Source organism: Shewanella sp. SM71 (assembly GCF_025653905.1).
Taxonomy (GTDB): domain Bacteria; phylum Pseudomonadota; class Gammaproteobacteria; order Enterobacterales; family Shewanellaceae; genus Shewanella; species Shewanella oncorhynchi.
On record NZ_JAKKRW010000026.1, the window covers coordinates 24,861 to 39,537 of the forward strand.

Sequence of the window (14,677 nt, forward strand, 5' to 3'; positions counted from 1 at the left end):
ACAAAGAGATAACCTCATGAACATCATTAAAACAGGTGCACTGTTACTGTGCTTATTAAGCCCCTTGGCTCAGGCTGATACCACCCTGTTTGGCCTCACCTTGGGCAAATCCACGAGGCAAGAGGTTGAGCAAACCTACACCCTCCAAGACAAAAATACCGCATCGGGATTGCCTGATAGCTGGAATTATTATCGTGTGAGTGGTGAGCAGTTTAATGAGCCGTTGCTTAAGCATGCCACCCTCTATTTTGATGACACTCAAATGTTGGGGCGCATTATGTTTACCTTCCCTAGCTCCTTAGAAAAGTATAAGGCGCTAGAAGAACAACTTGGCCGCCAATACCCACGCCTTAACACAGCCCCTTTCGTATCGGAGCCATTACGCCTCGATAAAGCCGAATTTCAAAATGACACCACCCATATCCGACTGGAGCACAACGTTTACAACACCAACTTATCCTTTACTGACCTCAAGTATCGCGCTGCCGCCCAAAAACGCCTCGCTGAAAAGAAAGCCCTCGAAGCCAATAAACCGAAAAAGGAACCCTAGACGTGACCTTAAACCCCAAACGTACTAAAGGCAGTAACTACACCCGTGGTGGCCAGATTTTATTTCACAATTTGCGGATGTTCCTGCAGATTAACGCCGTGCTTATTCGCTGGACGTGTTATGGCGTGCTCATCTTAACAGCGCTGCTATGCTACCTATTCATTGATAAAGATACCTTAACAGGCGCTTATTATTACTGGATAAACCAAACGGTTAGCATGTTTAGACCAGAAAGCCATATCATGCAAACTGAGTGGCAAGGCACTGTCTATACCAGTACGTTAGGGTCTCAATTAGAAAACCCGATACTGATTGCGGCCAACAGCCGCTTTTGGTTATGGACACAAATTTACCTACTCATAAGCAGTGTAATTGGCATCGTTTTTCTGTCCGTGGCCATGTGGTATTTCAAGAAAAAAGGGGACGAGCAAACCGAGGAACACTTCATTAGAGGGATGCAAAAAGCCACACCGAAGGAATTAGCAAAGCAGCTTAAAAAAGACAAGCGCCAATCTGACTTCAAACTCGATGGCATCGGTATTTTCAAAGAACGCTTTGAAGTACAGCACTTGTTACTTGATGGCACCACGGGCGCGGGAAAGTCCGTGGCGCTGCGTAAGTTTTTAACGTGGATACGTGAACGAGGCGACAAAGCCATTATCTATGACAAAGGCTGTACCTTTGTCAGTAAATTTTATAATCCTGCTACCGATGTGCTGCTGAACCCGTTTGATGAACGCTGTGCTTACTGGGATGTGTGGTGTGATGCGCATGAGCCCTCAGATTTTGAGAACATGGCGAGCGCGCTCATTCCCCAACACGGCGAGGGCGATCCATTCTGGGTGCAATCTGCTCGCACCATTTTTTCATCTACTGCATTTAAGATGCAAGATGAACCTAAAAAGAACCAAACCACTGAACGACTGCTTGAACTCATGCTGACCAGCGAGCTTGAGTCCTTAAGTGAGTATCTTAAAGGGACCGAATCGGCCTCACTGGTATCAGATAAAATCCAAAAAACGGCGATATCCATTAAATCGGTCCTCGCGGCCTACATCAAATCATTACGATTCCTTGCCGGACTGGATGAAAAGGACGAACAGGGAAAACTCCTTCGCCGCAAATTTTCAATTCGTGAGTGGGTGAAAAACGATGCCGAAAATGGCTTTCTATTTCTATCCAGTAACGCACAGCAACATGCATCATTGCGCCCCTTGATCTCAATGTGGCTATCCATTGCCTCGACCGCCATTTTAGAACAAGACGAAGATCCGGACCGCAGAATTTGGGTGTTGATGGATGAAGCACCAAGCTTGCACAAGTTACCTGAACTTGCAGAAACAATCGCCGAAGTGCGTAAGTTCGGCGGCTGTTATGTCATAGGCATTCAGTCATTCGCGCAGCTTAAAAAAGTCTATGGCGAAAATGCGGCACTTGAAATGTTCGACTTGCTCAACACTCGCTTATTTTTCCGCTCACCCTCTAACGAAATGGCCAAAATCTCGTCTCACGATTTAGGTGAGCAAGAAGTCGATGTCTCTAAAGAGCAATACAGCTACGGCGCTAATGAAATCAGGGATGGCGTATCACTGGGCCATCAAACCATTACCCGCCCTGTGGTCACGCCCTCTGAAATCATGCAGCTTGAAGATTTACAATTTTGGCTGCGCACGCCTGGCAATTATCCCGTGGTGAGAGTGGATTTAGTCTTTAACCAAATGCGCTCACTGTGCGCCCCGTTTATTAAGCGAGATTACACCCCGTCTGAAAACATAAAGCAGATTGAATGGAGTCTGAACTATCACCAGTTCAGTGCGGTTCAACACGTCGATAAGGCAGATAAAACCAAGCTCCAAAGCATTCATGACACCATGTATGAAGGGGATGAAAACAATGATGAACGCAGCGCGGAAGCGCAGCGCATGACCAAACTTGCTGAAAAAACCGATGCGGTCGCCCAAAGCCTCATCGATGCGAAAAAGGCCAAACCGACTGAGCTAGCGCTCAAGGATGCAGAGAAGAAAAAAGCCGCTGAAAAACAAAAGGCCAATGACCAGCACATTGAGGATGCACAGCGACTTGAAGAGCAACAAATAGCCTCAGTACACGAAGAAATATCGCTCGACTAAAGGAGCTAAAACGATGACCTCATTCAACGCCACGACACGAGTGCCCGAATTGTCGGCGAAAAAGCCCTCACGTAAAGCCTCTAAAAATGACCATGAACGGATGAATGTCATGCGTCGAATTGAAGCCATCGCGGAACTCAAAGCGCTGGGCTTCACGTCTGACGAAATCAAAGCCCAACTCGACTCAGAATAAACCTACCGGATTAGTTCACCTCGCGCCCCGCGCGAGGTCCCTCTAAAGGAATATCATTATGCTTTCCATCAGTCCCATTGCGTCGAGCGCTGGCGGCGCGGCCAGCTACTACCTCAGTGAAGAAAAGAACCTCAATTTACCTGACGTGTCGTTAGAAAAAGCAGCGGACGCCAAAGAAGGAGAAGCCAACTATTACTTGAAAGAGCAGAGCGCCGAGCCCAATACCCAATGGTTTGGCAAACTGGCTGAACTTGAGGGAATGCTAGGCAAGCCCGTTGAAGAGTTCCAACTCAAAGATGTGTTAGCCGGTAGCCTGAACGACCAAACGCTTAAAACCCAAAACAGCAACGCCCGCAACGGTTTTGACTTTACCTTTTCGGCGCCTAAATCCGTCAGTTTACTTGCACTCGTGGGCGGCGATAAACGCTTAATGACAGCACACGATGACGCGGTAAAATTCGCGTTATCGCATATCGAGAAAGATGCGGCGCAGGCCAGACAAACTAACCCTGATACCAAAGCGACGTCCTTTGAAAACACGGGCAATTTGCTGTTTGCAATGGTACGCCACAAAACCAGCCGTGAAGAAGATCCGCAGCTGCACACCCACTCACTCACCGCCAACATGACCAAGGACAGCGAGGGCACATTGCGCGCTCTGGCAAGCAGCTTTAAACAAAAAGGCGGCATCATCAATGGCACAGGTGAGCGGGTTTATAACCATCAAAAATACTATACATCGCTCTATCAAAGCGCCTTAGCCCGCAGTGTTGAACAAGCGGGTTATCAAACCCGGGCACTGGGGAATAATTTGTTTGAAGTGGAAGGTGTGCCGCAGTCCTTACTCGATACCTTTTCAACCCGTAGCCAGCAAATCAACGAACAAACCCAAAGCTTAGGTTTAGACTCACAAGCCGCGCGGGACGTGGCCGCAAAGGACACCCGCAAGAGCAAAGCCTATACCAGCGAAGCCACCTTGTTTGAACAGTGGAAGAACAAAGCCAATGACAGCGGCTTTAACCTGACGGGCTTTGTAACGGACAGCATGTCGCGAGAAACATCACTCAATGCGTTAGCGCTCAAACCCGCCGCTATCGATGCGGTGAGTCGCGCGATTGAGCACGCCAGTAACACCCAAAACCGTTTTAATTACGCGAAATTAGTCGAATCAGCCACGTTTGAATTTACACAGGGCCAAAAGCTCGATGCGCTCGATATTAAATTGGCACTGGATAAACATATTGAAGATGGCGCACTCATTCCGCTTGATAAAGAGTCTGCGACCTTTACCAGCGCGGCCCACCTCAAAGCCGAAACCAACCTGCTAGAGAGCATCAAGCCAAAAACGGCCAACATGCGCCAAGTTGTCGATACCAACACGCTTCAAGGCAAAGGCTTAAATGCGGACAACCAAAAGAAAGTCTCTGAACTGTTCGCCAGTACCAAACAAGTTAACCTAGTGAACGTCTTTGGTAGCAGTGAACAGCTCGCCACAGCCCTATTAAATGTCGGTGAAGCCAACGGTAAACGTATTCACATCATTACCCCTGACATGAAAAGCAAACTGCAGACCAGTGAACGAGTGCAACGGGATTCATCGACAGTGGTCAAATGGATAATGAACCACTTCAAACCCGACCACACCCATACACTCAGCAGCTTTACTAAAACAGCCAACAACACTAACCGCGATATTTTAGTGGTTGAGAACGCCAATAAACTCGGACTCAACGACTTCAATGCCCTGCTCGCGCAAGCCAAAGCGGGCAACAGTAAAGTGATTTTGCTCAATCACGCCAATGCCAAGCAAGGCATGAAAGCCGGTAACGCTATCGAGGTACTCAAGAAAGGCAACGTAAACGAAAGCAACTGGGTCGCCACCAAACAAAGCAACACCGCCATGCGACTGCATGAAAGCAAAGACAGTGACAGGGTTAACCTGATTGCAAAAACTTACGCGCAACTGCCCGAGAAGCAACACACCCAAGTCATTGCTGGCACCCATAAGGATGTGAAGCAGCTCAACAGCGCCATTCGCGCAGAACTGCAAAATCAAGGTGACGTATCGCGCCTTGGGCTCAACATCCCTACCCTTAACCCCGTGTTCTTATCCGCGCAGCAACGGGAAGTCGTCGGCCAGTACACCAAGGGCATGGTACTCACCCAATGGCAAAAAGTCGGTGGACGCAACCAACAGCAGCAATTGACGGTGGACAGCGTAAACCGCGATAACAACACCCTAACGCTGGTCGATAAAAACGGTAAATCGACAGCGATTGATCCCAGCAGCAAAGCCTTTAAAGCCGCAGAGTACGCGATCGCTAAACCGGACAATTTACATATCGCCAACGGCGACAAACTCATCATGGCCACAAACCATCAAGACAGTGGTTTGAGCAAACAAATTTATACAATCAACGCCCTGTCCAAAGAGTGGGTCACGCTCAAAGACGAAAGCGGCAAACAACACAGCGTTAAAGCCAGTGCATTGCACCATGCGCCGCTCAATCATGGTTACGCCACGACGCCAAGCAATGCCAGCCCTAATGCAAGTCACCACATCGTCAACATTAAAGCCTATAGCGCCTCAAAAGAGTGGTTACATGACACCCTGACACAAGGCATCAAACACATCGATATCTTTACTGACAAAGCTCAACAATTTGATGACCGGTTAGAAAAAAGTGAGGTGAAACCATCCAGTATTTCGCGCATCATGCAAGCCGCTGACATGCCAGAAAAGTTCGTGAATAGCCAAACCACGGCCCTGCTCACCCAAGATGTGACCGCAGCACTGAATGCCATTGGTGCCCAGCATCAAGACAAAGGGCTTATTCACAATGCCGTGGATTTTGCTATCCAGCACATTAGCGAGAAAGAAGCCGGTTACTCACAAAAAGAGCTGATTGTTAATGCGATCAAGTACGCTTTTGAAGAAAAAGGTGCCAGCATTACCCAAGCTGAAATCATCAACACCCTGCAACAGATGGCCACGCACAGCACAGACAAAAGCGCGCCCTCACTCCTGAGCGCCGAATACCACGACGGCACACGCTGGACAACCCAAGCCGCTATCGATACCGAAGTGCGTATTTTAGACAGACTGCAAGCGGGCAAAGATCAACTTGCGCCCCTGACCAGCATTGAACACGCCGCGCAGGTACTCAGCCAAAATCAAAACCTGACCGATGGCCAAAAAGACGCGACCTTGCTTATCACCACCACCAAAGACCGATTTGTAGGTGTTCAAGGGTTAGCGGGTACGGGTAAATCGACCATGCTTGAAACGGGTATCGATCTTGTTAAACAAAGCGAATCCATTCTCAACACACAACCCAATAAGACACCGACACAATTCATAGGTCTAGCGCCGACACACGCCGCCGTTAACGAACTCAAAGACAAGAACGTCGAAAGCCAAACGGTGCAATCACTCCTAAGCAACTTTTTAAGCCAAGAGGCGAAACCTGACCAATACGCCAACACCGTGTTCTTGCTCGATGAATCCTCGATGACCAGTAACGCCCAAATGGATAAATTTACCCATTTGATTGAGACAACAGGCGCGCGCGCCGTGTTCTTGGGTGACACTAAACAGTTAACGTCCCAAGAAGCGGGTAAACCTTTTGAACTCGCGTTAAACAAAGGCGCAATCAATAGCGTCACCATGAAAGACATTGTGCGCCAACAGAACAGCACGCTACTGAGTGCAGTTCACAATATTGTCGATCGCCAAGGCGAAAGCGCTATTGATAAAATTCAGCAACAATTACCTTTTGACCAATACACCGCGCCCACCGCGAACGACGCGGTAACACCCGAAAAGCAGGCGACAGCTAACATCAATCAAAGCTTGAATATCATTTCAACTTTGCAGCCGCTAACTGATAACCCAAAGAAAAACCAGCAACTGGCGACCGAAGCCCTGCCCGCCACGGTGGCACTGGAATACTTGGCCAGAACACCTAAAGCGCGTGAAAACACGCTGATTATTGCCTACACCAACAAAGAGCGCGACGACATTACCCACGAAATCCGCCAAGGATTACAGCAACAAAAAAGCCTCAGTGCCGAGCAATATAACGTACCAAGATTGCGCGGCGTTCATGCCAGCAAGGCCGAACTGGCGACCATGTTGCCCTATCAGCAGGGGTTAATCCTGACGACCGGCAAAGACAGTTATTTTGAAATTATGAAGGTCGATAAGCTCAATAACATGCTCACCCTCGCGGATATGAAAACCGGCGAGGAAAAGCATTTCTTCCCCAAAAATCATGGCCACAAATTCACGAACCTGTGGGCTAAGAGTGAGCAACCTCTCGCCCAAGGCGACAGTATCATGCTCCGCAAAAGCGATATTGACCGTGAAATGCAGGGCAACAAAACCTATACCGTTAGCCGCATTGACGATAAACAAATGCAGCTCAAATCCACGGATAACCACACATTAACGCTCTCAACCAAAGAGTTGAAAGATGCTCATTGGGATTACGCATACACCCGCACCGCCGATATGGCGCAAGGGGCAACCTATGAGAATGTCATTACTGCGATTAAGGGCCAAGGTGCATTAACTAACGTAAGGCGCGCGTATATCGATATCACCCGTGCCAGTAAGCACGTAAAAATCATCACCGATAACCCGCAAAAAATGATGCTTTCATGGGTCAATAACGATCCCAATAAAGTCTCTGCACTTGAGACAAGAGATAAGTATTACCCTGAACATACCCCGCTATTTAATGACAAACCCTTGCCGCAGGAAAACCCAAAGTACCTCGATGTGAATGGATATGTGGATCTAAAACTGATGGCCACTGAGCTAAATGCCAAGCTTCCGGCCTACAGTGAATCGCTGGCAACGCAGCTTTTAGGTGAGCCGAACCGCGATAAATCAGACAAAGATAACCTGACATTTGGCAAAGAGGGTAGCCTAACATTGACCACAACGGGCCAATATCGTGGCTATTTTAAAGACTGGAAAACCGGCGATAAAGGCACCCTAATTAACCTGATTATGGTCGCTGAAAAATGCAGTTATAAGGATGCACTTTATAAAGCCGATAAAATGATGAACGAACCCGATAAATATAATCTGGTAAAAAACCCACAGCATGAAGAATTAACACATGCCATTCCGGTTAAGCAAAGCCAATTAGAAGCGCGCGCGAAGCAATACTTTAACGAAGCTAAACCTATCGAAAACTCGCTCGCACAGACGTATTTAGCCAAGCAAGGCATTGACGTTAAGCAACATGAAAACTTACGTTTTCACGATGCCGTTTATTCGTCAGAAAAACGTGGAACCTTCCCCGCATTAATCGCGAATATCACCAATGATAAGAGTGAAACCAAGGCAGTAGAAATCACTTACCTTGATAAATCCAGTGGTGACATTGCAGCACTAAAAATAAATAAGCGCATACTCGGCTCTAAATCGGGGAACAGCACGACGATCAACAAAGGCAATAATTCAGACTATAGTATTGTCGCTGTCGGTGTAGAGAATGCGCTTAAGATAAATGCTGACAATAAAAATGGGGCTGACGTTATTGCGCTAAACAATAATAATGACACTAAAACATTCAATACAAATGAATTGCGCGAAAACGTGATCGTGGTACTTGATACTAACAATTCACAAGACACTGCAAAACTGGCTAATGACCTTACCGAAAAATTCAGCAAGGAAAATATACATGCGGTAATTATTGAACCCAGCCTGATACCTGACGGCTTAAACAAAGTCGAAACGACAAAGCAATTAGTCAATGAAGCGGTCTATAGCATAACGACAAAAGACAATACCCTATCTAAAGCCATTCAATCACTGAGTAATGATATTGCAGGCACCAACAATATAACGATTAAAGATGACAGCACTAACGTAGCGACGAATAGAATAAAGCACGATGAACACTATCAACATTTAGCAATGGATAGCCACCGTTCACCCACGAAAGAACATAGTCCCAATATCGACAATCCTAAATTGGATATTGGGGAAAAGACCATGTAATGAATATATAAAGAGGACACTTAGTCCTCTTTATTTTCGCCCGCTAAAATCTGCTCAACTTTTTCCTCTGCCTTTCTCATTGTGTCCTTATGCTTAATACCTGCATTCTGTATATCAACAGGTGCCGCATTGTATGTCTGGTAATAGACCAGACTGCTAGTGTGTTGCGCCTTAACTGTATAGGTCAGAATCACCTCTAACAGTTCGCGAGTAGATAACCCCTCGGCATCATCTTTATGCTCAAGAATACGCAGAGCAAACAAGATCAAATCTCGCGCGGCGGCAGCATCTTTTTCTAAACCCTTCTCTTCTCGATAAGCAACAATCTTGGCATAGAGATCTGCATCGCAGGGGACTTGCACAACTTTACTTCTGGCCATAGTGACATTATCCAATGTATTAAAAGTGTATTAACAACGTATATGTTTGCATTATAACTGTATTAACCAGTGTATTAAAGTTTAATACACTCACAAATTGAGTTAATGAGTAATTCCTTTATAAACATCACGTTAATACTAAATAATACACACGGTATTAATACTGTATTAATCCGCCTGAAACCATTGGTACAAGGGCTTTTAATACGATTGTATTATTTTATTAATACACCTTTAATACGATTTAGTGCAAAAACGAAATGAATTTTCAAAAAAAAATATTTAAACTATTTTGACATTTAAATATTTAATTTCAATAACTTACACCACAAACAACCATAAGAATTGATTTATCAATTCTTGCGTGGGGTGTGGTTCTTTTCTCAAGATTCCAACTTCACTATTCCGCCAGGATTTTGCACTTTTCATTTTTTGGGGATTTTTGGTGGATTTTCGATTTTTGCTAGGCGGCTGCCGTATGAAGCGGCAAAGGTATCGGGGGATTTTCAGGCCAAAAAAAACGCACTCAATGAGTGCGTTTTCTGCAAGCGTGGCGGCTTAATATTCGCTTGGCAATAATGCGGTGGTTCGTGCTCTGTCGGCCTCGGTGATGATCCATATTTCTACACCTTCAAACTGATAAGCTGAAAGGATACGACCGCCCTTAATTAACATCTCATTATTAAGCTGGTAATCTTCATCCTCTAAATCGCCCCAATCTCCGATCGCGTGACGATAGAACAAAGACGCTAACGCTAAACCATTACCATAGCCATTAATGACCAATTCATTTATCCCTTTAGATTTATATAATGCACCAAGCCACTTCTATTTTTTTATCCGACATATCTATTCCTATCTAATAAAAGGCTTAGTAAAAGGCTTAGTAAAAAACTAAGCCTATAAAATTAAGCGGCCTTTAACTGTTCGCATGTAACTTGCATTAAATACTGATGAGCCTTAGACGCGGCACTGGCGGCTTTAAAAATATAGCGCTTATCATTCTTTAACTGTGTTAACCAACTTGCGATATAAGACTCATGCTGAACGTCACCGCTAATATTTAACTCGGCCATTAAAAAACTTGCGCCTAGTTCGGCGATCAACTCTTCAAAGGCGTAATCATCCGAACCAAATCGAGATCCATTTATTCTGTCTAATCGGCTTTTTGCGCCTGTCCAATGCGTTAACTCATGTAATGCCGTGCAATAAAAATCAAGGCAATTTGAAAAGCGTTCACGAGTGGGTAAAACGATGTTGTCGGTGGAGGGTCTAAAAAATGCTTTGTCTCCTTGTTCTACAATATTGGCACCCGTTTTATTAATGAAGCTTTCAACATGATCAATGGCATCAAATGGATCGTTAATGTTGAGACTATTTATTTCCTCAATGTTCAATCCATCTATCTGCTCAACATTAAAAACTGTGAAACTTTTAATCATTGGAATGATTTCTTTTTCACCTTGTTCATTTTCTTTTTCCCAACTCTTATATAAAATAATTGAGGTGCCCTTCTCGCCTTTGCGAACCTGACCGCCTAAATTACTCGCTTGGTTATAAGTTAAGAATTGATTAGATGAAAATCCCGCATCAAATGCCGCAGCCCATAACAATAAAACATTGATACCGCTATAGGCTTTTTTAGTATCAAAGTTAATTGGTAAACCTGCACCGATTGAATTTTGCTGCCACGGACACACCCAAGGCTTTACGCCTTTATCCAATGCCGCAATAATTTGATCAGTGACGACCTGATACATATCCACTTTAATAAATGCTTTTGCACTTTTTCTTTTTGTTTTGCTTTTTGAGATATCGTCTTTGGAGAGCCTGCTTGTCGCTTGTAAGCTGGCTTGCTCATTGAAAGGCTTAGTGTGGCTTGCTGGGATAGTGATTGAGTGTGTCATGGCTGCTTGCTCCGTTTTGGGGTCTATCATCTTCGTTTTCGCCTGACGTCCTGCTCGCTCGCCATCGTTCTGACAGGCAAGGGCGCGCAGCGGCGAAGCTTCCCTTGACGGGCAGGTTGTGGTGAGTGACAGATTTGACGGAAGCGATAAACGAAAGGGATAGCACCAGGAGCGGCCATGATGCCGAACGAAACGACCAGCTTAGCCACACTTGCCGCGCAGTGAGCTAGGCTGTGCTTGGGGTTTTGGGTTTTGCTGTTGCGTTAGGGATTGGCAAGCAGGAACGTAGCGCCACGGCAAGCTTGCTTGCCATCAGTGGCTCACGTTATCGCGGGGAGCGAAGCGAAAAGCCCGACCGGAGGGAACGCCCAAGTTCATCAGTGGTATTTAGATTGGATAGCACCACAGCAGCCAATCGGCACTCAGAGAGAATAGATTAACCAGCACAGTACACTTCACAGCACACTAAGGGGGATGAACAGATAAACGATGCAGGGCGGCGTAGCCGCCGCTTGTTTCGCGTTTTACGGGGCGCTAACAGAGGGGGCATGGTGCAAACTATAACCCCACGCTTTTTTGAACCGCCCTTTTGATAAATTCATTCGTGCTAGTCGATGCCTGAAATGCCGCGATAGAAGCTGCTAAATGCAAGTCATGGCCTAATCGGACATTCAGCGAACCCTTGCAAGGTTTTTCAGGTTGAATGTCCTGTTGGGCACAATCAGCGAGGTAAGCATTAACCGCTTCCTGAAATGCTTGCTCTAACCCTTTGGCGGTTTCGGCTTCATAGTTGATCAACGGTGAAATAAACAACACCTGCCCAAAAAGAATATTATCCTCTGGGCTGATTTCTACAGAGCCGTGATAGCCCTTATATGTCATTGTATTTTGCATCATAGTTTCCCCCATTCGGTTAATTTGTCTCTGACTTGGCGCAATGCGTAAGCCTTCAATTCATTTTTAGGGTGGGGCTTATGCAAGTTGATTAACTCCTTTGGAATACCGTTATCAAACTTCACTCTTGAACCATCCCCCTCGACTTGTTGATAACCGAGCACTTTTAACGCCCCCGCTAATTCATTCCAAGTCAGTGTTTTGGCTGATTTGAGTTTCGCTAATAATTTGTCCGTTTTCGTCATATCGCCCCCGCCTAAATAGGGGATCATTATAACAAATCAACCCCATAGATTGCAACTAAATACAGTTGCACAAATGATAATAAGGGGAACTCATGTTCCCCTGTAAGCGATTAAAAAGGTTTATACAAACTGACCATTCAGATCTTTAATTCTTACAATCGGATAGCGATTTTCACTATCGAACCGTTTAGCGCGAGCCCTTTCGAGCGTGGTCGCTGAATCAATAAAATAGCATTGCTGCTGTGCAATATCGTATTCGGAGTCATAACCAACGATAAAAAAGCGGGGGGCATCTTGGTGCATCATAGCGCCCCCGCGTTATCGGCCAATTCTATACAACTCCCCTCCATCACAAACCAAAGGGCATCAAGTGTATAAGTATCAAATATAGCCCCGTCAGTATCCACCGACACATAGGCCGTTGACTTGATCCCCGAAGGTAGAGACCACATGATTAAAACGTGCTTATTTCGATACTGTTGGCTTAACGCGCTCATGAGTTCATCGAGTGAATGACAAAGCGTGTCATTGCCAAAATCCTTAATCACCACAGACGAGGCAACAGTAATCAGCTTTTTGTTAGTCGAGCACTCGCCTGTATCTGGAATACTGGGTTCAATGCTGTCAGCAATGCCTAATGCGTTGCGCTCGTTGTCAGCGTTAAACGCATTGAAACGCACGCGATAATCAATGCTTGCACCACAGCGGCGCGGTTGGTCTATTGATACAACATTGTGAGCCACTTTTGCCGCGACTAAGTACCGCTCGACCGCTTCAAACAATAACCCTTGTGAATAGGGATACCATGCCTCATTAGCCACCCCTTCAAGTCCGAGGCCGCAGAAGTGAAAGAAATTCATTTCGGTTAAAACAATGATCGTTAACTCGCCTCTGCTTTGCTGTTGAATATCGTCTTTGGAGAGCCTGCTTGTCGCTTGTAAGCTGGCTTGCTCGCTGAAAGGCTTAGTGTGGCTTGCTGGGATAGTGATTGAGTGTGTCATGGCTGCTTGCTCCGTTTTGGGGTCTATCATCTTCGTTTTCGCCTGACGTCCTGCTCGCTCACCATCGTTCTGACAGGCAAGGGCGCGCAGCGGCGAAGCTTCCCTTGACGGGCAGGTTGTGGTGAGTGACAGATTTGACGGAAGCGATAAACGAAAGGGATAGCACCAGGAGCGGCCATGATGCCGAATGAAACGACCAGCTTAGCCACACTTGCCGCGCAGTGAGCTAGGCTGTGCTTGGGGTTTTGGGTTTTGCTGTTGCGTTAGGGATTGGCAAGCAGGAACGTAGCGCCACGGCAAGCTTGCTTGCCATCAGTGGCTCACGTTATCGCGGGGAGCGAAGCGAAAAGCCCGACCGTCAGGGAACGCCCAAGTTCATCAGTTGGGTTTAGATTGGATAGCGCCACAGCCAATCGACACTCAGAGAGAATAGATGAACCAGCACAGTACACTTCACAGCACGCTAAGGGGAATGAACAGATAAACGATGCAGGGCGGCGTAGCCGCCGCTTGTTGCGCGTTTTGCGCAGAACTAACAGGGGATACTAGAGCAACTATTGGCGGCCAACCAAAACGAGTCTGAATGCGGCTGCGACGAAATATATGGCAGACATGGCAATAAACAGCCACATAACCACCAAGAGTAAATTATTAAAGAATGTCATCATCATATCACTCGCTTATTTTATCAATTCAAACACTTTGCGGTTAGCGGCGGTTTTTGTATTGCTGGTCAACGGCCAAATTTCCCACGGGGAATCGACGCCTGTCCGACTCCTTAGAAAATCATCCCCTGCGCGATATTGAAATTCTTCATAATCAATACACCACTCAAACACTTCGCCATGTTTAACTGACTTAAGATCTGATATTTTGACAATTTCAATCGCACGCTGAGACATTATTAATCCTTTTACTGGTATATCGACTTGGCTATCAATGAGTGACTTGCTACCTCCGCACAGCGGCCTTACGTTTCGTCATATTTCCATTCGATGACTTCTTGCTTTGTAAACTCGGGATGCTGGCGCAACTGTTCGTGGACATCAGCAGGGATATAAAAACTAAACTCTCCCGCTTCAATTGAGAACGTGATGTGTGCAAGGCCAGAGTAAAGCGGGGCTGATTCATCAATCATACGGGTAACTTGACTCGCAAGGCAACGATAGCGCCCCCCACCCACCACGATATTGACCGCGCCTGACGGGGTAAACGTCATGGTCACGGGGTAGTGCTGACCGCCGAACAGATTAACGAAACTAAACTCGGCTCTATTGTCTCCCCGAATACAGCTCACAATATTTTTGATATCCATTTATGTATCCTCTAGGGCTTCTATTCCTGCCACAACTAACAGTA

Annotated in this window: 13 protein-coding genes; 4 read left to right on the plus strand and 9 right to left on the minus strand. The window is 46.1% G+C overall.

The window, feature by feature from the left end; genetic code table 11:
• Positions 1-16: 16 nt before the first annotated feature.
• From L5L97_RS20235 to traI, 4 genes are read left to right on the plus strand one after another with little or no spacing between them, the layout of a single operon-like run.
• Entirely contained in the window at positions 17-550 is a 534-nt protein-coding gene (locus tag L5L97_RS20235) for a hypothetical protein (protein ID WP_263183728.1), read from the plus strand.
• A 2-nt stretch (positions 551-552) separates the two neighbouring features.
• The gene (gene traD, locus L5L97_RS20240; protein WP_263183731.1) at positions 553-2,679 is read left to right on the plus strand and encodes a type IV conjugative transfer system coupling protein TraD; all 2,127 of its coding nucleotides are present in this window, start codon (positions 553-555) and stop codon (positions 2,677-2,679) included.
• A gap of 13 nt (positions 2,680-2,692) precedes the next feature.
• A complete protein-coding gene (locus tag L5L97_RS20245; protein ID WP_006087381.1) occupies positions 2,693-2,872 on the plus strand; it encodes a hypothetical protein in 180 nt (59 codons plus the stop codon).
• 58 nt (positions 2,873-2,930) lie between these two features.
• Entirely contained in the window at positions 2,931-8,891 is a 5,961-nt protein-coding gene (gene traI / locus L5L97_RS20250; protein WP_263183734.1) for a conjugative transfer relaxase/helicase TraI, read from the plus strand.
• A gap of 20 nt (positions 8,892-8,911) precedes the next feature.
• On the opposite strand, the gene L5L97_RS20255 is transcribed toward traI, so the two are convergent.
• The 9 genes from L5L97_RS20255 to L5L97_RS20295 all read right to left on the minus strand — a co-directional run bounded on the left by L5L97_RS20255 (position 8,912) and on the right by L5L97_RS20295 (position 14,633).
• On the minus strand, positions 8,912-9,271 hold the full coding sequence (locus L5L97_RS20255; RefSeq protein ID WP_006087379.1) for a hypothetical protein: 360 nt from the start codon (positions 9,269-9,271) through the stop codon (positions 8,912-8,914).
• Positions 9,272-9,829: 558 nt separating this feature from the next.
• Complete coding sequence (locus L5L97_RS20260) at positions 9,830-10,057, minus strand: hypothetical protein (protein ID WP_263183738.1); 228 nt, start codon at positions 10,055-10,057, stop codon at positions 9,830-9,832.
• Between the two features lie 122 nt (positions 10,058-10,179).
• Positions 10,180-11,208 (minus strand): ArdC family protein, encoded by a 1,029-nt coding sequence (locus L5L97_RS20265; RefSeq protein ID WP_263183739.1) that lies wholly within the window; start codon positions 11,206-11,208, stop codon positions 10,180-10,182.
• Between the two features lie 528 nt (positions 11,209-11,736).
• Positions 11,737-12,075: a type II toxin-antitoxin system HicB family antitoxin gene (locus L5L97_RS20270; RefSeq protein WP_263183741.1), complete on the minus strand. Its 339-nt coding sequence runs from the start codon at positions 12,073-12,075 to the stop codon at positions 11,737-11,739.
• Positions 12,072-12,317 carry a type II toxin-antitoxin system HicA family toxin gene (locus L5L97_RS20275; protein WP_263183742.1) on the minus strand — a complete coding sequence of 82 codons (246 nt, stop codon included), beginning with the start codon at positions 12,315-12,317 and terminating at the stop codon, positions 12,072-12,074. Before L5L97_RS20275 ends, L5L97_RS20270 begins: the two co-directional genes overlap by 4 nt.
• 120 nt (positions 12,318-12,437) lie before the next feature.
• Positions 12,438-12,623, minus strand: a complete 186-nt coding sequence (locus L5L97_RS20280) for a hypothetical protein (RefSeq protein ID WP_263183743.1) — start codon at positions 12,621-12,623, stop codon at positions 12,438-12,440.
• Positions 12,620-13,348, minus strand: a complete 729-nt coding sequence (locus tag L5L97_RS20285; RefSeq protein WP_263183744.1) for a hypothetical protein — start codon at positions 13,346-13,348, stop codon at positions 12,620-12,622. Before L5L97_RS20285 ends, L5L97_RS20280 begins: the two co-directional genes overlap by 4 nt.
• A gap of 650 nt (positions 13,349-13,998) precedes the next feature.
• Positions 13,999-14,220, minus strand: coding sequence for a hypothetical protein (locus L5L97_RS20290; RefSeq protein ID WP_263183746.1), 222 nt, complete (start codon positions 14,218-14,220; stop codon positions 13,999-14,001).
• A 68-nt stretch (positions 14,221-14,288) separates the two neighbouring features.
• Entirely contained in the window at positions 14,289-14,633 is a 345-nt protein-coding gene (locus L5L97_RS20295; RefSeq protein WP_263183749.1) for a hypothetical protein, read from the minus strand.
• Positions 14,634-14,677: the final 44 nt, after the last annotated feature.